This is a genomic window from Paraburkholderia sp. SECH4 (assembly GCF_030511745.1).
In the GTDB taxonomy this organism is placed as follows: Bacteria; Pseudomonadota; Gammaproteobacteria; order Burkholderiales; family Burkholderiaceae; genus Paraburkholderia; species Paraburkholderia madseniana.
In genome coordinates, this window is sequence record NZ_JALOCP010000008.1 from 222,644 (window position 1) to 243,224 (window position 20,581).

Consider the following 20,581-nt stretch of genomic DNA (forward strand, 5'->3'; position numbering starts at 1 on the left):
GACATAGAGCATGAACTACGATTACATCATCGTCGGCGCGGGTTCGGCGGGCTGCATTCTCGCCAATCGCCTTTCGGCGTCGGGCCAATATTCGGTGCTGCTGCTCGAAGCGGGCGGCAAGGACAGCTCGTTCTGGTTCAAGATCCCGGTGGGTTTCACCAAGACGTACTACAACGAAACCTATAACTGGATGTACTACAGCGAGCCCGAAAAGGAACTCGACAACCGGCCGATCTATTGCCCGCGCGGCAAGGTGCAGGGCGGTTCCGGCTCGATCAACGCGATGATCTACGTGCGCGGCCAGCCGCATGATTTCGACGACTGGGCCGCGGCGGGCAACCCGGGCTGGGCGTTTCGCGACGTGCTGCCGTATTTCCGCAAGCTCGAATCGCATCCGCTTGGCAACACGGAGTATCACGGTGCGGACGGCCCGATCCGTATCTCGCCGATGAAGGATGCAGTCCATCCGATCTGCCGCGTGTTCCTGAAAGGCTGCGGCCAGGCCGGCTACAAGCGCAGCGACGACTTCAATGGCGAACGATTCGAAGGCGCGGGCATCTATGACGTGAATACGCGCAACGGGCAGCGTTCGTCGAGCAGCTTCGAATATCTGCATCCGGTGCTGACGCGCAAGAACCTGACGGTCGAGCGTGACGTGCTCGCCAGCCGCGTGCTATTCGACGGCAACCAGCGGGCCATTGGCGTGAGCGTGACGCAGAACGGCGCGACGCGGCAGTTCATGGCGAACCGCGAGGTGATCCTGTCGGCGGGCGCGGTCGATTCGCCCAAGCTGCTGCAACTCTCAGGCGTAGGCGATAGCGCTTTGCTGGCGAAGCATCGCATCGCGATGGTCAAGGAACTGCCCGCTGTGGGGCAGAATCTCCAGGACCATCTGTGCGTGAGCTTCTACTATCGCGCGAACGTGAAGACGTTGAATGACGAAATGCGCCCGTTGCTCGGCAAGCTCAAGCTCGGCCTGCAGTATCTGCTGACGCGCAAGGGGCCGCTCGCGATGAGCGTGAACCAGTCGGGCGGGTTCTTTAAGGGCAACGATCAGGAAGTGCAGCCGAATCTGCAGTTGTACTTCAATCCGCTGTCGTACCGGATTCCGAAGAGCAACAAGGCGAATCTCGAACCCGAGCCGTATTCGGGCTTCCTGCTGGCATTCAACCCGTGCCGGCCGACCAGCCGCGGTTCGATCGAGATCGCGTCGAACCGTGCTGAAGACGCCGCGAAAATCCGTATCAACGCATTGACCACGGAGAAAGACATCGACGAAGTGATCCAGGGTTGCGAACTGGTGCGCAAAGTGATGGCTTCGCCGGCGTTGAAGGAGATCACGGTCGAGGAAATCTCGCCGGGACCGCAGGTGAATACGCGCGAAGGCTTCCTGCAGTATTTCCGCGAGCAATCGGGTTCGATCTATCACCTGTGCGGCTCGTGCGCGATGGGCGACGACCCACGCACCTCAGTGGTCGATGCGCGGTTGCGGGTGCACGGCATTACCGGCTTGCGCGTGGTCGATGCGTCGATCTTCCCGAACATCACGTCGGGCAACATCAATGCACCGACGATGATGGTCGCGGAGAAGGGCGCCGAGATGATCCTCATGGACGCTGCCGTCGAAGCTGCCTTTAAACCCGAAGCGGCGGAGCTCGCTGCTGCCGCTTGACTTCGCCCGGCTCAATCCGCTTCGCCCAACTGCGCCGACTCCGACGAATCGAGCGCGCGCTCGGTCAACCAGATCTCCTGCTGCAGCCAGTCGCGGAACAGCGCGACGTGCGGCAGCTCGTCCTGTTCCGCACGCGTGACGAGCCAATACGACTGATGTCCGTCGACGTGCACGTTCAGCACCTGTACGAGTTGGCCTTCCGCGAGTTCGCGCCCGATCATGTGACGATCGGCGATGGTCACGCCGAGCCCGTCGATAGCGGCCTGGATCGCGTGATCGAGCAAATCGAATTCGTAGCCGCCGCGGGTGTCGACGTTCTCGATGCCGGCGGCCTTCAACCAATGCTGCCAGGTCAGATAGCGCTGATCGGCGCTCGCGAGCACGTGCAGCAGCGTGAACTGATTCAGATCGATGGCCGCGCGGCCTGCCTCGCGCGCGAGCAACGCGGGGGCGCAGACGGCGATGTGCCGTTCGTTCATCAGCAAGCGGTTGTCCACGCCTTCCCACTCGCCGTTGCCGAAGCGGATGGCGCAGTCGAGCACGCCTGATTCGGCGAGATTGTCGTCGATGCGGGTCGACAGGCTGAGTTCGAGATGCGGATGCGCGTCGCGCAGACGTCCGAGACGCGGCATCAGCCAGCGGCTCGTGAAGGTGGGTGGCGCGTTGATACGCAGACGGTTGCGATGGGTTTTCTCCTGCAAGCTGCGAACCGTGAGCTCGATCCGGTCGAATGATTGTTGCAGTGCTTGCAGGAGAATGCGGCCGGCGGCCGAGAGTTCGAGGTGGTGATGGTGACGCTGGAGCAACGTCTCGCCGAGTTGGGCTTCCAGTTGCCGGACTTGCCGGCTGACCGCGCTTTGCGTCACGTTCAGCAGTTCCGCTGCGCGCGTGAAGCTGCCTGTGCGGCCGGCGACTTCGAAGGCTTTCAGCGCGTTCAGCGCGGGCATTTTGCGTTTCAAGATTGGGCACCCAAGGGTAGGCTGACGCGCAGCGGCGCGGGTGCCTGGTATTTTACTGTGTTGCCCTCGAGGTGTTACAGGTCTGCACGTCTTGCGGCGACGATGTGTTCGTGCCGCAAGACGTGCAGCGACCGGTCAATACGCGATGCAGACCGACTTGCTTTCCGTATAAGCATCCACAATGGCCTTGCCGTGCTCACGTCCGATCCCCGACGCCTTGAACCCGCCGAACGGCATGGCGGGATCGACCATGTTGTGCGTGTTGACCCAAACGGTCCCCGCTTCGATGCCGTCAACCAGCCGCAGCGCCTTGTCGAGCTGATTCGTCCACACACTCGCGCCAAGACCATATTCCGATGCGTTGGCCTGAATCAGGACCTCATCGATATCGTCATAAGGCATCGCCACCAGCACCGGTCCGAAAACCTCCTCCCTGACCACGGAAAGCGGCTTGCATGCGCGATTGGCAATGACCGTCGGGCGGACAAAGAAGCCATCCGCATCAACGGCCGCGTCACGTGACAGGATCTCGCCGCCTTCCTGGCGGCCTTGCGCGATCATTCCCATGACCTTGTCGCGGTGCCGTGCGGAAACCATGGGTCCCATCTGCGTTGCGGCATCGAAACCGGAACCCAATGTGATCCCATCGGCTACGGCGGCGATACCTTCCACCACTTCGTCGTAAATCGAGCGCGCAACGTACAGGCGGGAACCCGCGGTACAGACCTGCCCGTGGTTGAAGAAAATCGCGCCGGCGGCGCCTTCGATCGCTTTCTTCGGGTCGCAGTCGTCCAGTACGATCACGGGGCTCTTGCCGCCCAGTTCCAGCGATGCGCGTTTCAGATCGCCTGCGCATTGGCGGCCGATGATGCGGCCCACTTCTGTTGATCCCGTGAAGGTGACTTTGTTCACGAGCGGATGCTTGACTAGCGCTGCGCCGGCGGTTTCGCCGCGGCCTGTGACGACGTTGAATACGCCCGGAGGGAAGCCGGCTTCAGAGGCCAGTTCGGCCAGGCGGATTGCTGTTAAAGGCGTTTCTTCCGCTGGTTTCAGCACGACGGTGCAACCGCATGCGAGGGCTGGGGCGATCTTCCAGACCGCCATCAGGAGCGGGAAATTCCACGGCACGATTGCGGCGACTACGCCTGCTGGGACGCGTTTTGTTGAGGCGTTGTAGCGGGTGCCGGGTGGGAAGGGGATCGACACGTCGAAGGTGGTACCCTCGATTTTGGTCGCCCAGCCGGCCATGTAGCGGAGCCATTGGACGCTGCCTGAGACTTCCAGCATTTTGGAGAAGGCTATTAGTTTTCCCTGGTTTAGGGTTTCTAATGTGGCTAGTTCGTCAGTGTGTTGTTCTACCAGGTCGGCTAGTTTTAGCATCAGACGTTCACGAGCGGCTGGCGGCATTCTGCGCCAGGTGTCTGACTCGAAGGCTGCTTTTGAGGTTTTGACCGCGTGGTCGATGTCGGATTCTGATGCGTCTGGGAGGTGGGCTAGTTCTTCGCCTGTCGATGGGTTGTAGATGGGGAAGGTTTTGCCTGCGGCGCTTGGGGTTTTTTCGCCGTTGATGAACATTGTGGTTGGCAGCTTTGCTGGGGTTTTCTGTTCGGGCATGGTTTGTCTCCGTCGGGGTGATGGTGGTGGTGCTATTTGGTTGGCGCTTTGTTTGCTTGCCTGGGGCTTTGGCCTTTCCTTGAATTGCTAGTGGTCTATTAGCGTTGCCCCTGTGCGGGGCGGCACCTACTTTTCTTTGCATGCCGCAAAGAAAAGTAGGCAAAAGAAAGCGGCTCAAACCACTCCTGCTAAGTGGGGCCCGCAGCTCGCAGACGGTAGTGGTGCATCTGGAATCTGTGTTCTCGTGCATTCGGCGTTCGTGACAAAGGAGTCATACTTCCCAACTTGCACTTCGTGCTCGTCGGAAGAGTCTGCCTGGCGGGAGTGATGGTTTAGGTGCTCGCGGTGCGCCTTTCTTTCGAACCAGTTGGTTGCTAATGTGCCGGCACATATCAGGTTCGTGATCGCGCTTAGCGCATACAGCACGATGAATCCGTCGCCGAAAAAGTAGGGCGTCGTCGATAACGTTGCGCCCAACACCATCCCGATGTGGTGCGCCCCGCCGGGACAACCCGCGCTCAATGCGCTGTGCGATTTTTTCCGCAGTTTCATCAGCGCCGGAATCGTCAGGCAGTCGAGAACCAGAAATATCTTTGCTGCGAGTAGTGCAAGTGTTGGACTGTCCACGGCTGCGAGGACCCCAATAAACGCCGCTCGTAGCACGTACAGCACAATCAACATTCGGTTGCTGTTGCCGGAACGGTCGGCGATGAACGCCAGCGCGCAAACGGCACCCGCCGAGAGCAAGATCTGCCATATCGGTTGGGCGCCACTCATGCCGCAAATCGCATACAACTGGAAACGCGCAAGACTGCCGCTCGATATGCCCGCAAGCAATGCGAGCAGCGCCGTCGTGCCGGTTGCGTGGATGGCTCTGGGCGACTGATCCGTGTTTTGATCCGCGTACTGATTTCGATCGAAATCCTCATGAGGCAAGGCTGACGAGCCAACAAGATGCCGCCCGTACAACAGCAACACGCCACCTACCGCCACAAACAACCCAGCTATCGTGGTGGAATGCTCCAGTCCACTCACATACGCCGGCACGACGCCCATCGCACTCATCGTGGCAATCAACGTCACCGCCGTCGCAAGCGTGGTGTGTGTCCTGGATACGCGCGACATCAACAGCGGCACGATCGTCATCGTTGCTAACGCCAACGCGCTCATCCACAACGCGTTGGCTCGTTGGCCGAGGCCGGCTTGCGTCACCAGCGTCGCGGCACCGCTCACGAGCAGCACACACGCCGCACCACTCATGCTCGCCGTCAGCCGGCGTGCCGCGCCACCGACGCTCGTCACCAACACACGCGCTGCCCAACTCACGCTCGCCGTCAGCCCGCGCGCTGCGCCACCCATGCTCGCCATCAACACACGTGCTACCCAACCCACGCCCGCAATTAACCCGCGTACCGTGCTCCTCGCGCACGCAATCCGCCCGTGTACCGCAGCGCCCGCGCCCGCACCCGCGCCCGCGCCCGCAATCAGCATGCGTGCCACGCCGCCTTCGTTTGAAGTCAGCCGGCGTACTACGCTGCACGCAGTCGCGGGACGCACGCATGCCGCGTCGGCCACGCGTGCAGCAGCGAGCCGCGCGCGGCGCGCCATCGAATCAGCGCTTGCAGCAGCCATGATCCGCGGACTTGCCGTCTTCGACGCTGTTCTGGTCACGCTCCGACGGTAAGTCCATCGTCGGGTTGGCGGAGAAGAAGTTGTTCGGCTTGAGCATGAAGCCGGCGTATTCCACCGGCATCACGGGGAAGTCCTCGGGTTTGCACACATGCGTGTGGCCGAAGCTGTGCCACAAAACGATGTCCTCGTTCTCGATGTTGCGGTTCGCCTCGATGTAGCGCGGCAACCCGTCACCGCCCGCGTGCTGGTTCGGATAGTCGCCGCTCGCGTAACGTTCAGCCGGATCGAATGGTGTAACCCACACGTGACGTGTCGCAAAGCCGCCGCGTTGGCGGACCTTCGAGCGCTCGTCGGCGAGCATCAGCGGGGAGTCGTTCACGATCAGCTTGTAGCCCGGATTCGCGCCGACAGCGTTCTTCACGTTCGGGTTGGTCACCTTCCAATAACGTCCGGTGCGGCCGTTCGCCAGGCGTGCGGCTTCGCTCTCGGTCTTGAACACGTGTTTGGTGGTGTCGAAGACGTTGCCGTACGGATTCGTTTCGCCCATCGGACGCGGCACGAATTCGTGTTCGGTCACGGTGTTGCGCTCGCCGTCCACCATCATGTGCATCCGTGCATTGAAGAAGTGCTGATGGGTCGGGCCGCCGAGGTTCTCGGTGATCATGCCGCCCCACGGATACGTGTCGCCGTCGGCTACGGCCGAGGTTTGGACGATGCCGGTCAGCTTGCATTCGAGCTGGATGGTGCCGTCCTGGTACAGGTACCAGTAGAAGCCGTAGTCGTAGTTGCCGACCGTCGCGAAGAAGGAGATCACGAGGCGTCGCGAGCGGCGCATTTCGAAGACGCCGGTGCGAAACTCGTAGTGCTTCCACAGGGTGCCGTAGTCCTCTTCGTGCATGCACACTGCGTTCTTCATCAGGAACGCATTGCCGAAATCGTCGGCGGACGGAATGTCGAAATAACGGATCGTGCCGAGGCAATCGCAACCGAGTTCAAGCTGGTTCGCCAGTTTGCCGAGGCCGTATTCGCCGGCATCGAATGCGCTCTTCCAGTAGTGATTCGTGCTCGGGTCGGAGTAGGGCACGCACATCTCCGTCACGCTCGCACGGTAGATGATCGGCCGCGTGTTCTTGCCGTCGTCCCACGACAATTGATGCAGCACCAGCCCTTCGCGCGGCGTGAAGCCGACCCGGAAGTTCCAGTTCTGCCAGCTCACATGCCAGCCGTCGATCTTGAAGCTCGGGCCCTCGGGTTGGCTGATCGACAGCGGTTTGAGCGTGCTGCGCGGCTCGCCGAGGCTCGGCGTGTCGTAGTTGTGCTTCGCGCGCGGAATCGGAATGATGCGGCCGTCGTCTACCAGCTCGATCACCTTCTTCTCGAGCAGATCGACCACCGCCACCACGCCCTCGATCGGATGCGCATAGCCGTTGTCGGTCACGGTCTCGCGGTAGTAGCTCACGCAACGCACAAGGCGCCGGCCATTCTCGTTCTCGCGGTCGAAGCAGCCGGCGGAAAACGGATCGACCTGGACGCGCTCCAGATCCTTCTCGGTGAGGCCGCGCTTCATCACCGCAACGCGCCATGCGTCGTCGCTCTTAACGATCTGCTCGGCGTTCATGAAGTCTTCGATCATGATCGGCGGCTGGCCATATGGCGCCTGATCGAACGGCAGCACGTTGCGCGAGGCGACTCTTTTCTCTCTCAGGTCCACATGGAATTCGGTGGTCGTTCCATTCGTACGATCAATTGCCAGGACGAACGCCGTGCGCGAAAAATATTCGCCGGCCTTGAATGCGATCACTTCGGCCTTCGGCGGCTCGCGCAATTCGACCATCGGAAAGCGCACGTGCCCGTCGAGGTTTTCGGCGGCCTTCACGAGATCGCAGGCAAGCTGCATTTCGTCCGGACTCAGCGGATCGAGCGGATGAACGGGGGCGTGTGCGGTTTTCGTGGCATTCGTGTTCATAAGATTCCCGGAAGGAGTTTGCTGGACCGGACTGCGCGCGAGGCTGCGTGAAACGCGTCGAACGCTGAGTCGATGGCAAATCGTAGGAACCCAATAATATTTTCGCGCTTGCTTATCGCGCCAAATGAACGATAAAGTGCGCCACGAGGAAGAACACTGCAGCACATCAGCGAAGACTTGAGAGGAGACGCTCAGCATGAAAAAAGTCACGCTCAACGGTAGCTTCCCGATGATCCGCGCCGCGGTCATGGGGCCGGTTGTGCGCGCACTCGATGCATCAGGCGCCAATTGCGACGCGCTGCTCGAAGCGTTCGGCATGAGCCGCAATCTCCTGTCGAATCCCTATGAAATCCTGCCGCTCACGCGTTACGTGGCAGCTTTCGAGCGCGCGGCCGAAGTACTCGGCGAACCGTTGCTCGGCTTGCGTCTGGGCAGCGAATTGCAGGTGACGGAGCTCGGGCCGGCGGGTCTCGTGTTTCTGTCGTCGCCGACCTTGAACGCGGCAGTGCGCAAGTTCTCGCTCGCGCTCGCGTCGTGGCAGAACACCACGACCTGCGAGTTGCTGCGCGATGGCGAATGGCCGGTATGGACCTATCAGATCGCCAATCCGCAGATCTGGCCGCGCCGGCAGGACGCGGAATACAGCCTCTCGACGATGTGCCATATGATCCGGGCCGTGCGCGGCGCGGCGTGGAATCCGGCCGAAGTGCATTTCGAGCATGCCGCGCCCGCTGACCTCAAACCGTATGCACGCATTTTCCGCGTGCCAGTGCGCTTTCAGCAGCCTTTCAATGGCGTGATCCTGCGTCCGTCGGATCTCGATGCGCCGCTCAAAAGCGCCGACACGCAAATGGCGCGCATGATGGAGCGCCATGCCACCGATCTGATTGCGCGCGATGCGGTGCCCCACAGCATCGCCGACCAGGTGCGCGATCTGGTGACGCGGCGGCTCGCGCACGAAAAGCTGATCGTTGCCGACATTGCGAAAGATCTCGGTCTCTCGCATCGCTCGTTGCAGCGGCACCTGGCCGAGGCGGGGACTTCCGTGCGGCAGATCGTGCGCGAAGAGCGGCAGCGTAGTGTGGAAGGACTGCTTGAACGTGAAGGGCTCACCAACGCGGCGATCGCTCGCGCCGTGGGCTATGCCGACGCAACCGTGCTGTGGCGTGCCACGCGCAACTGGAAAAAACAATAAAGGTGGTGGCGCCGCAGTTGCTTTCATTCTGAAAGTACGTGAAGGCGCAATCTTCACACGAAAAAACTTCCGTTTCCTAACTATTCGCTGCGAACCGCACTGCCTGAGACGCTCGCGAGCATTGGCGCAATTTATCGAAAATTTGGCGCAGTTCGCGAAGTCGCTTTATTTTTTAGCTACCTACCATGCGCTCACACCGAAACGTCGAACGTCGGTCAAGCGAGCGTCTGGACCAGTATTTCCAGGGTTTAGGCGAGTTCCAGACTAGCCAACAAAATAGAGGCAGCGATGAATGAACCCTACTCTCCGACCCGTCTGGTCGACGCGGAGAATCCCGTGGAACTGAAGGGCAATACGTTGGGCCTGTGGCAGATCGTGTTTCTCGTGATTTCCGCGGCCGCGCCGCTTACCGGCATGCTTGGCGCGGTGCCGCCCGCGATCAGTCTGGGCAATGGCGCCGGCATTCCGGGCGCGTTCGTGATTGCCGGCGTCGTGCTGCTGATCTTTAGCGTCGGCTTCGCGTCGATGAGCCGCCACGTTGTGCGCGCCGGTGCGTTTTACGCGTACATCACCGCCGGACTTGGCCGGCCGTTGGGCATGGCCGGCGCACTCGTCGCGCTGATGTCGTACACCTTCATCCAGATCGCGCTGTATGGGCTGTTTGGATTTTTCTGTACGGTGATTCTTTCTCCACTCCTGCACACGGCGATGCCCTGGTACGGCTATTCGCTGATCTGCGTGGCCGTGGTGCAATTCACGGGCATCCGCGGTATCGATCTGAATAGCCGGTTGCTCGGCGTGCTGATGTGTCTCGAACTGGGAATCCTGTTGCTGCTTGCGATTGCGATCGTCGTGCATGGGGGTGGCCCGAACGGCCTCACGCTTGCACCGTTCACGCCGGAGCATGTGTTCAGCGGCCACCTCGGCATTGCGGTGATGTTCGCCTTCGCGTCGTTTATCGGTTTCGAAGCGACGGCGATTTACGGCAAGGAATGCCGGGACCCGAAGGTGACCGTGCCACGCGCGACGTATGTGTCGGTGATGCTGATTCTCGTGTTCTTCGCTTTCGTCACGTGGACGATTGTTTGCGCGTACGGACTGAACGACGTGGTCACAGTTGCGACGAAGCAGCCGGGTGACTTCTGGTTCATTCAATCCGGCAAGTACCTGGGCGGTGCAGTGACGACGGTGATGAGCTTCCTGTTGCTCAGCAGTATCTTCGCGAGCCTGCTGTCGTTTCATAACACGCTGGTGCGTTATATCCACGCGCTCAGCCTGGAGGGCATCCTGCCGCAAGCGCTCAATCGCGTGCACGAAAAATACCGTTCACCGTATGTGGCGAGCTATCTGCAAACGCTCTCTGTGTGCGTTCTGCTCGGGCTCTTCATCGCGGCGGGCAGCGATGCGTTCAACATCGTATTCAGCTGGAGTTCGGCGCTCGGCACGATCGGGATCGTGATGCTTCAGGCCGTGACGAGTTTTTCCGTCATCGCGTTCTTCCGCAAGACGCGCAAGGATACGCGCGTATGGCACTCGTTCGTCGCGCCTCTCATCGGTGGCATCGGCCTGCTGTATATCGGTGTGATTCTGGTGCGCAATCTCGATGCGCTCAGCGGCTCCGATAGCCCGATCGTCAAGTCTTTCCCCTGGATCGTATTCGCGTTGGCGCTCTTCGGCGTCGTGATCGGTCTCATCTTGCGTAAGAAGCGACCGGATATCTACGCGCGCTTCGGGCAGTAATCGAACAGCGCGCAAGACACTCAGCGCGCGCCAGCTCGCCACGTTCTAACGATCGACTGTTGCCGTTCATTTTTGAGCGGCGGCGGAATGGTGTCGTTCGTTCGGGGCGTCCTCGAGGCGTCCTCGGGGTGTCCTGTTTGTTCTTGCTGATTTCACCACTCAACTTCCGGCTAAAAAATATGGCAGACACATTCGTCAAGCGCTCAGCGCTTGCGCTGGCCGCGTGCGGCCTCGCGATGGGCGCACATGCGCAATCTTCGGTGACGCTCTATGGCACGGTCGACGCCGGCGTCGTGTACACGACCAACCAGCAGACGACGCTCGCCGACGGCAGCACCAACGGCCACGCGAATTATCAACTGGCGGGCGGCAATCTGGTGCCGTCGCGTTGGGGCTTGACGGGCGCTGAAGATATCGGTGGCGGCACCACGGTGAACTTCACGTTGGAGAACAGCTTTCTGATCGGCAACGGCGCGATGTTGCAATCGAATACGCTGTTCAACCGCAACGCATGGGTCGGTTTGAACAACGGCACGTACGGCGCGCTGACGTTCGGCCGTCAATACGATCCGTTCTCCGACTACATGGGTGCGTACGCATCGAGCAATAACTGGGCGACGCTGTACGGCTCGCATTTCGGCGACGTCGACAACCTCAACGAAGCGTTCAACTTCAACAACTCGATCAAATACATCAGCCCGAGCTTCGGTGGCTTGACGGTGGGCGGGTTGTTCAGCCTGGGTGGCGTGGCGGGGAAATTTTCGCAGAACAAGGGCTGGGCATTGGCGGCGAATTACGCGCAGGGTCCGTTGTCGCTGAGCGCGGGGTATCTCGAGTTGAACCAGCCGTTGCAGGCGGCCTTGGGCGGCACTGCCGGATATATCGGCGATTTCAGTTGCGCGAATGCCGATGCGTCGTATTGTCTGCTGCAGCAGGCAAGCAAGGTGAGGATTTTCGGAGCAGGGGGCTCGTATGCGTTCGGCAAGGCGGGCGTGGCGCTCACCTATACGCATACTCGTCTGTCGCAGAGCCAGTATTTCGCGAGTGCGGCGAGGCCCGCGGGGGAGGATGTCTCTTTCGACATTGCCGAGGTGAATACGACCTATATGCTCGCGCCGGATTTGCAGCTTGGTCTGGCCTATATTTTCAACGACGCCAAACCGAGCAGCAGCGCTTCGACACGCGTGCACCAGATCAACCTTGGCGCGGTGTATAGCCTGTCGAAGCGGACGGCGGTCTATGCGGTGGCGATCGGGCAGAAGTCTTCCGGCGCCGGGCTGGGGATCAACCCGGCGACGGGGCAGACGGAGAATCTGGCGCAGATTCCGAATATCGTCAATTCGGACACGGATAAACAACTCTCCGTGATCGTAGGTTTGCGGCACAATTTTTAATCTGCCTGCGCGGCGCTGGCAAACAGATCAGCGGAGCCAACGCCGCGTCCCGACTCACTCAAAGTGCCGCGTGGGGAAAAAATTAATCTGCCAGGCGCTTATCCGAAAGCGCGTTCTGGCAATCCGCCAGCACCTGTTTCACCAGCCTCGCCTGAGGGTCGAGCTCGTCTGTATCGAGAATTTCCTCGACCGCATCCCGCGCCCAATCGGCCTCGACAAATTTCGCGTGCCGCTGGGCAATCTCCAGTGCGGTTGCCGACAATCTGGCGATGCTCAACCAGTCTGCTTCCCGGGACCGATAGTCGAGCCACTTATGAGCGGCCTGCACGTGAAACGCCGCGTCAGGCCAGTCCTCATTCAGGTAATAGGCGCCCAGGCAGCCGCATGTGAGCCAGCACAACAGCTCCAAACGGTCCCGCGGACTCAGATGATGGCGTACATCACTCATGGCGACGCTCGCTGCTGTAATTTGCGTTCCGGTGAGGACGGCAAGCCGCCCCCCGCATACGTTACACAATATCACGCAGAATTCACGAGCGGCAATGCCTGACTGACCCTGGCGACTCCGGCACCACAAACGCCGCGCGGCAACCGGCTAGCGGCCCGACTCCGCTAGCGCGTAGCGACGATAAACAGCCGCGGGAAGGGCAGCAGCACGGTGCCGTCAGCCTGGGCCGGATAGGCTCGCGCGATCGCATCCCGGTAGCGCGAGAGGAAGACGCCTTCCTCGCTGTCGTCGAGCTCGGCGAGGAACGGCCTCAGCGCGCTGCCCTTGAACCATTCGACCACCGCGTCCGCGCCGCCCGCGAGGGGGTGATGGTAGACGGTGCGCCACACGTCGACCCGTGCGCACAGTGGCTTGAGCAGCGCGTAGTACCAGTCGGCGCCGTAGCGCATGGTGCGTTCCACACCCCTCAGCTTGTTCGCCCAGGGGCCGTCCGCCGCGATTTCGCGCAGCAGACGGTGCGCGGGTTCGTCGAGGTTGTCCGGCATCTGCACGGCCAGGTTGCCGCCCGGCGCAAGTTTTTTCACCAGCGATGGAAACAGTTGCTCGTGATTCGGTACCCACTGCAGCACGGCATTGGCGAGGATCAGGTCGTAGGGGCCGGGAGCATCCCACGTTTCAATGTCGCTCACCTCGAACTGGAATTGCGGCAGGCGCCTCGCAGCCGCCGCGATCATGTCGGCGGAACTGTCCATACCGCTGACCGCCGCGCCGGGCAGGCGGGCCGCCAGCGCTTCGGTGGAATTGCCGGGGCCGCAGCCGATGTCTACCGCCACTCGCACATCCGTCGCCGGGACCGCCGCCAGCAGATCCCTGACTGGACGCGTGCGCTCGTTTTCGAACAACACGTACTGTTTTGCCTGCCAATTCGTCGATGAAGTCATCTCGCGCTCCTTTGTCCCGATTGCACCCGATTGCCGGACCGTTTTCGCTGACATCCGCGCACAGTGTGCGGTGTCAAATCGATCCAATCCGCTCATTCTGTGCGGCGGCGAAGGCGGAGTAAAATGAATTTATCATTCCAATTCCTTCATTTTTCTAATGAAAATCGACACGCTCGGCGTACAGGCGTTCGTCGCGATCGCGGATCGCGGCAGCTTTCAAGGCGCCGCCGATTCACTGCACGTCACGCAAACGGCCATTACGCAGCGTCTGCGCAAGCTCGAAACGTATCTCGGCGTCACGCTGATCGAGCGGACCACGCGTTCCATGGCGCTGACGGAAATCGGGCGCAGTTTTCTGCCGCAGGCGCGCCGTTTGTTGGGCGAGCTTGCCGATGCGCTGGTGGAGATTCGCGAGACGGGGGTTGCCCGTCGCGGCGATGTGTCGATCGCCTGCGTGCCGACCGTGGGCGTGCAGTATCTGCCGCGCATTCTGCAGGCCTATGCTGCGCGTTATCCGCATAACCGGATCAAGATTCTCGATCACGCGTCGTCCGCTGGGGAGGAGGCGGTGCTGCGCCGGGAGGTGGAGTTCGGCATCAATATCGCCGGCGAGCATCATCCGGATCTTGCCAGCGTGCCGTTGACGGAAGACCGCTACGTGCTGATTTGCCATGAAGATCATCCGTTGGCGAAACGGCGGCGCATTGCCTGGCGGCAATTGCAATCGTATCCGCTGATTTTTGCCGGCGAGGTCAGCGGCAATCGCGCATTGCTCGATGTCGCGCTGGAAAAGAGCGAACTGGCGCTGCGCTCGTTTTATGAAGTGCAGCGTAGTTCGACTGCTGTGGGGTTGGTCGCTCAGGGTGTGGGCGCGGCCGTCGTGCCGGCGCTCGCGATTCAGAAGGGCGCGTATCCGACGGTTCGTACGGTTGAGCTCACGCATCCGGTGGTTTCGCGCACACTCGTCCTTGTGGCGCGTAAGACCGCTCAGTTGTCGCCGGCGGCGCAGGCGCTCTACGACATGATTCTTGAGCAGGCGACGTTGAAAGCGTGACGAGGGCGGCCGGGCGCAGGGTATCGGGCTCGAAACCTGAAGCCTGAAACGTGACGCGAATCCCGAGTACGAACGCCCAGGGCAAGTCCAGCTTCTACAAACACTGCGCCCGCAAACAACTCGCCGCATGACTCAGATCGTGCTCAATCGCGCGTCGCACACCAGCCGCATCACGCGCCTTCGCGGCGTTCAGCAAATCGTCGTGGGCGTCGTTGAGCGTAGCAGCGAACTGCGCGTCGCCGAACAACAGATTCGAAATCGGCCCAACCTGCAGCCACACCGTTTCGATCAATTCGAGCAAAAGCGGCGAGCCGGCCGCGCGATACAGAATCAGGTGAAACGCCTCGTTGGCGTCGAGATAGCCCTTGGCGTCGGCGGTCCGCAAGGCCTGCACCATCTGCGCATTCAGTTTTTCCAGCGTTTCCAGATCATGCTCGCTGAGATGCGGCACACCCAGTTCGGCGGCCTGGCCCTCGAGAATCAGACGCACGCGCAGCACGTCGTCGAATTGCTCTTTCGACAGGCGCGGCACCGTCACGCCGCAATTGGGCACGTTCACCAGCGCCGATTCGGCCGCAAGGCGCTGCAAGGCGGAGCGCACCGGCATTTCGCCCACGCCGAGCTCGGCGGCGACGTGACGGATCTTGATGCGCTCGCCCGGCACGAAGCGCCCGATCGTCAGCCACTGCCGCAGCGTTTCGTAGGTCTGATCCTGCAGCGTGTGATGGCGCGAAGTTTTCATAAAGCTCGGTTCGGGAGCCGAAAAAAGACTGCAAAAAGGCCGGAAAAACGGGCCGAGAGTTTAGCGTCGGCCACGCTCGATCAACCTCGATCTGAAAACGCTCAGCTCAGCTCAGGTCAGTTCCGCTAGGCAGGCGTCGAATGTAGAAACCAGTCTGTCGACGTCGGCCGCCGACGTGTCGGGGCATACCAGGATCATGTTGTGAAACGGCGTGATCAGCACGCCGCGATTGAGCAGGTACAGGTGCACGATGCGCTCCAGTTCCGGGTCGAGCTGGCGGCCGGCTTCGTCACCATTGCGCGGCGGCGTCGGCGTGAACTGGAATTCGGTGCGGGCGCCGACGCGCGTCACGCACCACGCGAGGCCGTGACGCGCGATCGCACTTTTCAGGCCGGTCTCGATCCGCTCGGCAAGCGCGAACATGTGGTCGTAGGCGGCGTCGGTCATTACCTCGGCGAGCGTCGCGCGGATCGCGCTCATCGCCAGCATGTTCGCCGTGAGGGTCGTGCCGATGCCGGAGTGACCGGGCGGTGCGCTGCGCTTGGCGTGCTGCGCGCGGGCCGCGAGCTCCGCGCTGAAACCGTACACCGCGCACGGAAAGCCGCCGCCCACCGGTTTGCCGAGAATGAACAGATCGGGTTCGAGGCCGTACGCTCTCGTATAACCGCCCGGCCCGCAACTGATGGTGTGGGTTTCGTCGATCGCGAGCAGCGTGCCGTAGCGCCGCATGAGCGCTTGCGCTTGCCGCCAGTAGTCCGGTTCGGGCAGCACCATGCCGATGTTGGTCATCGCGGGTTCAGCCAGCACGCAGGCCACGTCGCCATCTTTCAGCGCGTTTTCCAGTGCGGCCAGATCGTTGAATTCGATCACGCGCGTGGTGCCGAGCAGGTCGTGCACCTGGCCGATCAGGCTGTCGCGCTGTTGCGGCTGGCCGTCGACGAGATCGACGAACACGTCGTCCACGGTGCCGTGATAGCAGCCGTTGAAGATCACGATCTGTTTGCGACCGGTCGCCGCGCGTGCCCAGCGCAACGCAAAGCGGTTGGCGTCGCTCGCGGTCATTGCGAACTGCCAGTAGGGCAGGCCGAAACGGCGCGCGAGTTCTTCGCCGACCCACGCGGCATCCTCGCCCGGCAACATGGTCGTCAGACCACGCTCAGCCTGTGCCGCGAGCGCGCGAGCCACGGGAGCGGGTGAGTGGCCGAACATCGCGCCCGTGTCGCCGAGGCAGAAGTCCGCGTAATGATGACCGTCCACGTCGGTAAACGCGGCGCCGCGTGCTTCTTCGACATAGAGTGAGAAAGGCGTCGACCAGTCGTTCATCCAGTGCAGCGGCACGCCGAACAACAGGTGGCGCGCAGCGCGTTCGGACAGCGCGCGAGATTTCGGCATGGCTTCGGCAAACGCGCGGCGTTCGCGTTCGACGAGCGCTTGCGCGCGCTCCCAGTTGATGCCTTGGCGAGTATTCAAATCCAGCTTCTCCGATGACGTTTCCATAAGCCGCCCGCGTTCAGACGAGCAGTTGCAGATGCTCGCGTTCCCACGCGGTAATGCCTTGCGAGAATGTCTCGAACTCCTTTTCCTTCACCGCGCAATAGGCCTGCACGAAGTTGTCGCCGAGCATGTCCGCGAGTTCGGTGCACTTCAGGAGCGCCTTGAGCGCATCTTCGAGACCGCGCGGCAATTCGTATTCGAGGTCGTAGGCGCTTTCGATCATCGGCGCGGACGCTTCCTGCTGCTCCACCATGCCGAGATAGCCGCAGGCGAGGGTGGCCGCCATCGCGAGATACGGATTGACGTCGACGCCCGGCACGCGGTTTTCGAGCCGCCGGCCGTCCGGTCCGGAGTTCGGCACGCGGATGCCGCAGGTGCGGTTGTCGTAACCCCAGCGCACGTTGATCGGCGCGGCGGTGAAGCGCGACAGACGCCGGTAGGAGTTCACGTAGGGTGCGAACATCGGCATGGCTTGCGGCATGTACTTCTGCAAGCCGCCGATATAGTTGAAAAACAGCGGGCTCGCCGTTCCATCGGGAAGTGAAAAGATGTTCTCGCCAGTTTTACCGTCGACGATGCTCTGATGAATATGCATCGCGCTGCCGGGCTCATGCTCCATCGGCTTGGCCATGAACGTCGCGAAAATGCCATGACGGTAGGCGGTTTCGCGCACCGCGCGCTTGAACAGAAACACGCGGTCGGCGAGATCGAGCGCGTCGCCGTGCGAAAAATTGATTTCCATCTGCCCCGCGCCGACTTCATGCACAAGCGTTTCGACGCCGAGATGCGTCATCTCGCAGAAACGCGACAGGTCCTGGAAGAACGGATCGAATTCGTTGACGGCGTCGATCGAGAACGACTGGCGGCCGGCTTCGCTGCGCCCCGCGCGGCCGAGCGGCGGGCGCAGCGGTTCATGCGGATTCTTGTTCTGCGCGATCAGGTAGAACTCCATCTCCGGCGCGACCACAGGGCGCCAGCCTTTTTCCTCATAGAGCTTCAGCACACGCCGCAACACCGCGCGCGGCGAAATGCCGATCGGCTTGCCGTCGAGCCCGACACAATCGTGGATCACTACCGCGACCTGTTCGATCGCCCATGGGACGAGCCGTACCGTGTTCGGATCGGGAATGCAGACCATGTCGGGATCGCTCGGCCCGACAAAGCGCTCGAAATCCGCGAACTCGCCGTTGACGGTAATCATCAGGAGCGCGTTCGACATATGCATCTTGCCTTCCGAGAGAAACAGGTTCTTCGGCACGATCTTGCCGCGCGCGACGCCCGTCATGTCCGGTATCACGCATTCCACTTCATGGATGCGGTGATGTTCCAGGAATTCACGCAGGTCGTCGCGTAGGTCGCTTTGCAAGGTTGACTCCAGTCGGTTGATGAAGACGGCGCGAAGCGCGGCTGCAAACTTTGCGCGGACGAGCCTGTTCGGAAAAGCTGGGCGTTTTGCATCATGGGATTTGATCAAATCATCGCATGGATTTTCTCTTTTGGGAAATTTGATCAAATATCATCGGTTGATCGAGGGAACCTGAGAATCACCCATGACCGATGCACCGTGTTCGCCACGCCCGTCGCCGGCCCAATGCGTTGCGACCTTGCATACGATTGCCGCCGCCGTCTCCTTGCTGGAGCGGCAGGGGATTCGCGCTGATGTGTTGCTGGCGGGAAGCGGCGTCAGCGAGGGCGATTTGCGTCAGCCGTCCGGGCTCGTCACGCACGCGCAGGAATTGATCGTGTTCTCCAACGCGTTGCAGGCTTGCGGCGATACGCGCATCGGCCTCGACATCGGCCGCGCGATGCATATCTCGAGCTACGGCATCCTCGGTTACGCGATGCTGGTGAGCCCCACGCTTGGCGACGCGCTGCAATGTGCCCAGGACTTTCCCTTACTGCTCGGAAGCTACTTCAAGGTTTCGCTGCGCCGCAACGCAGACGTCGCGGCGATCGTCGCGGCCGATTATCGCTACCGGCCGGATCTCGCCGCGATCAATACGGACATGTGTCTCGCGTCGATGTGGGCGGTGGTCTGCGACGTGCTGTCGGCGCGGCGCGCGCCATCCGCGCTTGAGGTGGCGTTCGGCGCACCCGCCCATGCGGATGCCTACGAAGAGCGGATAGGCCGCCACGCCACCTTCGACGCTGCTGAAAACGCGCTGATTTTTCCGGCCAGTTGGCTCGACGAACCGTTGCCTCTCGCTGAGCCGGTGAGCTATCTGATGTCGCGCCAGCAATGCGCGCAACTCGAACGCGAATGGGCCACCGCGGCGGGCAACGACGTCACGGCGCGCAGCCTGCGCCTGCTGTATTCCGACCCACGCCGCTACGGCTCGCTGCGCTCGCTCGCCGATGCGCTGTGCGTGTCGGAGCGCACGCTCAGACGGCGTCTCGCGGGCAGCGGCTCCGCCTTCCAGGCGCTGCTCGACCGCGTGCGCCACGATCTCGCGCTCGACTACCTGGTGCGTACGCGCCTGTCGATGTCGGATATCGCCGAGCGGCTCGGCTATAGCGAAACGGCCGGCTTCCGGCACGCGTTTCGCCGCTGGACCGGTCGTTGTCCGAGCGACTACCGCTGCGCGTAGCCTGCGGTTCTTTCCGGAGTTCTTTTGTGCGCACTGTGTCGGCGGCGCGGCTACGTGCTGTCGTCGAGTCCAGCTCCAACGTCATGCCGCCCCGGCCAGATTGGCCACATTTATCCCCTCGATGACCGTTTCCCCGTTATCGCCCAGCCGCGTTCCTCGGGCAGAATTTTCCCAGACGAACACGGAGGAGACATCAGATGCGCGAAGTCAGCGTGGCGGCAATCCAGTTGGCCGTACCCGGATGGGATCGCGAGGCGAATCTCGCGCAAGCCGAGCGCCTCGCGCGCGAAGCGGCGGCGCAGGGCGCGCAGGTGATCCTGCTGCCCGAGCTTTTCGAGCTGCCGTACTTCTGCACCGAACAGGATTCAAAGCACTTCCGCCATGCGCTGCCGTTCGATGGACATCCCGCCATCACGCGCTTTAGCCGCGTCGCGGCCGAGTTGAACGTGGTCCTGCCGATCAGCTTTTTCGAAAGGGCCGGCAACGTCTTCTACAACACGGTGGCGATGATCGATGCAGATGGCAGCGTGCTCGGCCGCTACCGCAAAACCCATATCCCTGACGGCCCAGGCTACAGCGAGAAGTACTACTTCACGCCCGGCGACACGGGCTTTCGCGTCTGGCCGACGCGTTACGGCATGCTCGGCGTCGGCATTTGCTGGGATCAGTGGTTTCCGGAAACGGCTCGCGCGATGGCGCTCCTCGGCGCCGAACTGCTGTTCTATCCGACCGCGATCGGCAGCGAACCGCAAGACGCCTCGCTCGACAGCAGCGCGCACTGGCAACGCGTGATGCAGGGCCACGCAGGCGCGAACCTCGTGCCGCTGATCGCCGCGAACCGCACCGGCCGCGAGCAGGGCCGCGATTTTCCGCAGCGTTATTACGGCTCGTCGTTCATCGCCGATCAGTACGGCGAGCAGGTGCAGAAAGCCGGGCGCGACGAGCCCGCGATCCTGCTGCATCGTTTCGATCTGGATGCGGTTGCCGCGACCCGTCATGCGTGGGGCGTGTTTCGCGACCGGCGTCCAGCCTGCTACGGCATCCTCGCGACGAGCGATGGCGAACACCGTACTCAGGAGCAGGTATCTTGAGTGTCGTATTCACGAGCGTGATCAACCTCGACGCGTTAAACCACGGATTCG

17 protein-coding genes are annotated in these 20,581 nt (G+C 61.7%); 8 read left to right on the forward strand and 9 right to left on the reverse strand.

Annotation, left to right across the window (positions count from 1 at the left end; genetic code table 11):
* The first annotated feature begins 10 nt into the window (after positions 1-10).
* Positions 11-1,672, forward strand: a complete 1,662-nt coding sequence (locus tag M0D67_RS14360; protein ID WP_266238959.1) for a GMC family oxidoreductase — start codon at positions 11-13, stop codon at positions 1,670-1,672.
* An 11-nt stretch (positions 1,673-1,683) separates the two neighbouring features.
* On the opposite strand, the gene M0D67_RS14365 is transcribed toward M0D67_RS14360, so the two are convergent.
* The 3 genes from M0D67_RS14365 to M0D67_RS14375 all read right to left on the reverse strand — a co-directional run bounded on the left by M0D67_RS14365 (position 1,684) and on the right by M0D67_RS14375 (position 5,322).
* Positions 1,684-2,619, reverse strand: coding sequence for a LysR substrate-binding domain-containing protein (locus tag M0D67_RS14365; RefSeq protein WP_154559302.1), 936 nt, complete (start codon positions 2,617-2,619; stop codon positions 1,684-1,686).
* Between the two features lie 147 nt (positions 2,620-2,766).
* Positions 2,767-4,206, reverse strand: a complete 1,440-nt coding sequence (gene styD, locus M0D67_RS14370) for a phenylacetaldehyde dehydrogenase StyD (protein ID WP_266238974.1) — start codon at positions 4,204-4,206, stop codon at positions 2,767-2,769.
* A 213-nt stretch (positions 4,207-4,419) separates the two neighbouring features.
* Entirely contained in the window at positions 4,420-5,322 is a 903-nt protein-coding gene (locus M0D67_RS14375) for a hypothetical protein (protein ID WP_266238960.1), read from the reverse strand.
* On the opposite strand from M0D67_RS14375, the gene M0D67_RS14380 reads away from it, so the two are divergent.
* Complete coding sequence (locus M0D67_RS14380; RefSeq protein WP_266238961.1) at positions 5,312-5,929, forward strand: hypothetical protein; 618 nt, start codon at positions 5,312-5,314, stop codon at positions 5,927-5,929. The two genes, M0D67_RS14375 and M0D67_RS14380, sit on opposite strands and share 11 nt — an antisense overlap.
* Here the strand turns inward: M0D67_RS14380 and M0D67_RS14385 are convergent.
* Positions 5,858-7,843: a primary-amine oxidase gene (locus tag M0D67_RS14385; protein ID WP_171925675.1), complete on the reverse strand. Its 1,986-nt coding sequence runs from the start codon at positions 7,841-7,843 to the stop codon at positions 5,858-5,860. The two genes, M0D67_RS14380 and M0D67_RS14385, sit on opposite strands and share 72 nt — an antisense overlap.
* Before the next feature lie 196 nt (positions 7,844-8,039).
* On the opposite strand from M0D67_RS14385, the gene M0D67_RS14390 reads away from it, so the two are divergent.
* The 3 genes from M0D67_RS14390 to M0D67_RS14400 all read left to right on the forward strand — a co-directional run bounded on the left by M0D67_RS14390 (position 8,040) and on the right by M0D67_RS14400 (position 12,172).
* Positions 8,040-9,038 carry an AraC family transcriptional regulator gene (locus M0D67_RS14390; RefSeq protein ID WP_171925674.1) on the forward strand — a complete coding sequence of 333 codons (999 nt, stop codon included), beginning with the start codon at positions 8,040-8,042 and terminating at the stop codon, positions 9,036-9,038.
* Positions 9,039-9,326: 288 nt separating this feature from the next.
* A complete protein-coding gene (locus M0D67_RS14395) occupies positions 9,327-10,778 on the forward strand; it encodes an APC family permease (RefSeq protein ID WP_171925673.1) in 1,452 nt (483 codons plus the stop codon).
* Positions 10,779-10,957: 179 nt separating this feature from the next.
* Complete coding sequence (locus M0D67_RS14400) at positions 10,958-12,172, forward strand: porin (RefSeq protein ID WP_154559308.1); 1,215 nt, start codon at positions 10,958-10,960, stop codon at positions 12,170-12,172.
* An 82-nt stretch (positions 12,173-12,254) separates the two neighbouring features.
* Here the strand turns inward: M0D67_RS14400 and M0D67_RS14405 are convergent, their stop codons facing one another.
* Together M0D67_RS14405 and tam are read right to left on the reverse strand one after the other, a co-directional pair.
* Complete coding sequence (locus tag M0D67_RS14405; RefSeq protein ID WP_054037539.1) at positions 12,255-12,620, reverse strand: hypothetical protein; 366 nt, start codon at positions 12,618-12,620, stop codon at positions 12,255-12,257.
* 164 nt (positions 12,621-12,784) lie between these two features.
* The gene (gene tam, locus M0D67_RS14410; protein WP_171925672.1) at positions 12,785-13,561 is read right to left on the reverse strand and encodes a trans-aconitate 2-methyltransferase; all 777 of its coding nucleotides are present in this window, start codon (positions 13,559-13,561) and stop codon (positions 12,785-12,787) included.
* A 157-nt stretch (positions 13,562-13,718) separates the two neighbouring features.
* Between tam and M0D67_RS14415 the strand changes: the two genes are divergently transcribed.
* Positions 13,719-14,615, forward strand: a complete 897-nt coding sequence (locus M0D67_RS14415) for a LysR family transcriptional regulator (RefSeq protein ID WP_171925671.1) — start codon at positions 13,719-13,721, stop codon at positions 14,613-14,615.
* Positions 14,616-14,709: 94 nt separating this feature from the next.
* On the opposite strand, the gene M0D67_RS14420 is transcribed toward M0D67_RS14415, so the two are convergent.
* The 3 genes from M0D67_RS14420 to M0D67_RS14430 form a co-directional block, all read right to left on the reverse strand.
* Positions 14,710-15,357, reverse strand: coding sequence for a GntR family transcriptional regulator (locus tag M0D67_RS14420; protein WP_154559311.1), 648 nt, complete (start codon positions 15,355-15,357; stop codon positions 14,710-14,712).
* A gap of 111 nt (positions 15,358-15,468) precedes the next feature.
* Positions 15,469-16,827, reverse strand: a complete 1,359-nt coding sequence (locus M0D67_RS14425; protein ID WP_171925670.1) for an aspartate aminotransferase family protein — start codon at positions 16,825-16,827, stop codon at positions 15,469-15,471.
* Between the two features lie 40 nt (positions 16,828-16,867).
* Positions 16,868-18,217, reverse strand: a complete 1,350-nt coding sequence (locus tag M0D67_RS14430) for a glutamine synthetase family protein (RefSeq protein ID WP_266238962.1) — start codon at positions 18,215-18,217, stop codon at positions 16,868-16,870.
* Positions 18,218-18,401: 184 nt separating this feature from the next.
* Here M0D67_RS14430 and M0D67_RS14435 point away from each other — a divergent pair, with 184 nt between their 5' ends.
* Entirely contained in the window at positions 18,402-19,439 is a 1,038-nt protein-coding gene (locus M0D67_RS14435) for an AraC family transcriptional regulator (protein ID WP_171925668.1), read from the forward strand.
* A 197-nt stretch (positions 19,440-19,636) separates the two neighbouring features.
* Positions 19,637-20,530: an N-carbamoylputrescine amidase gene (gene aguB, locus M0D67_RS14440; RefSeq protein ID WP_154559315.1), complete on the forward strand. Its 894-nt coding sequence runs from the start codon at positions 19,637-19,639 to the stop codon at positions 20,528-20,530.
* Positions 20,531-20,581: the final 51 nt, after the last annotated feature.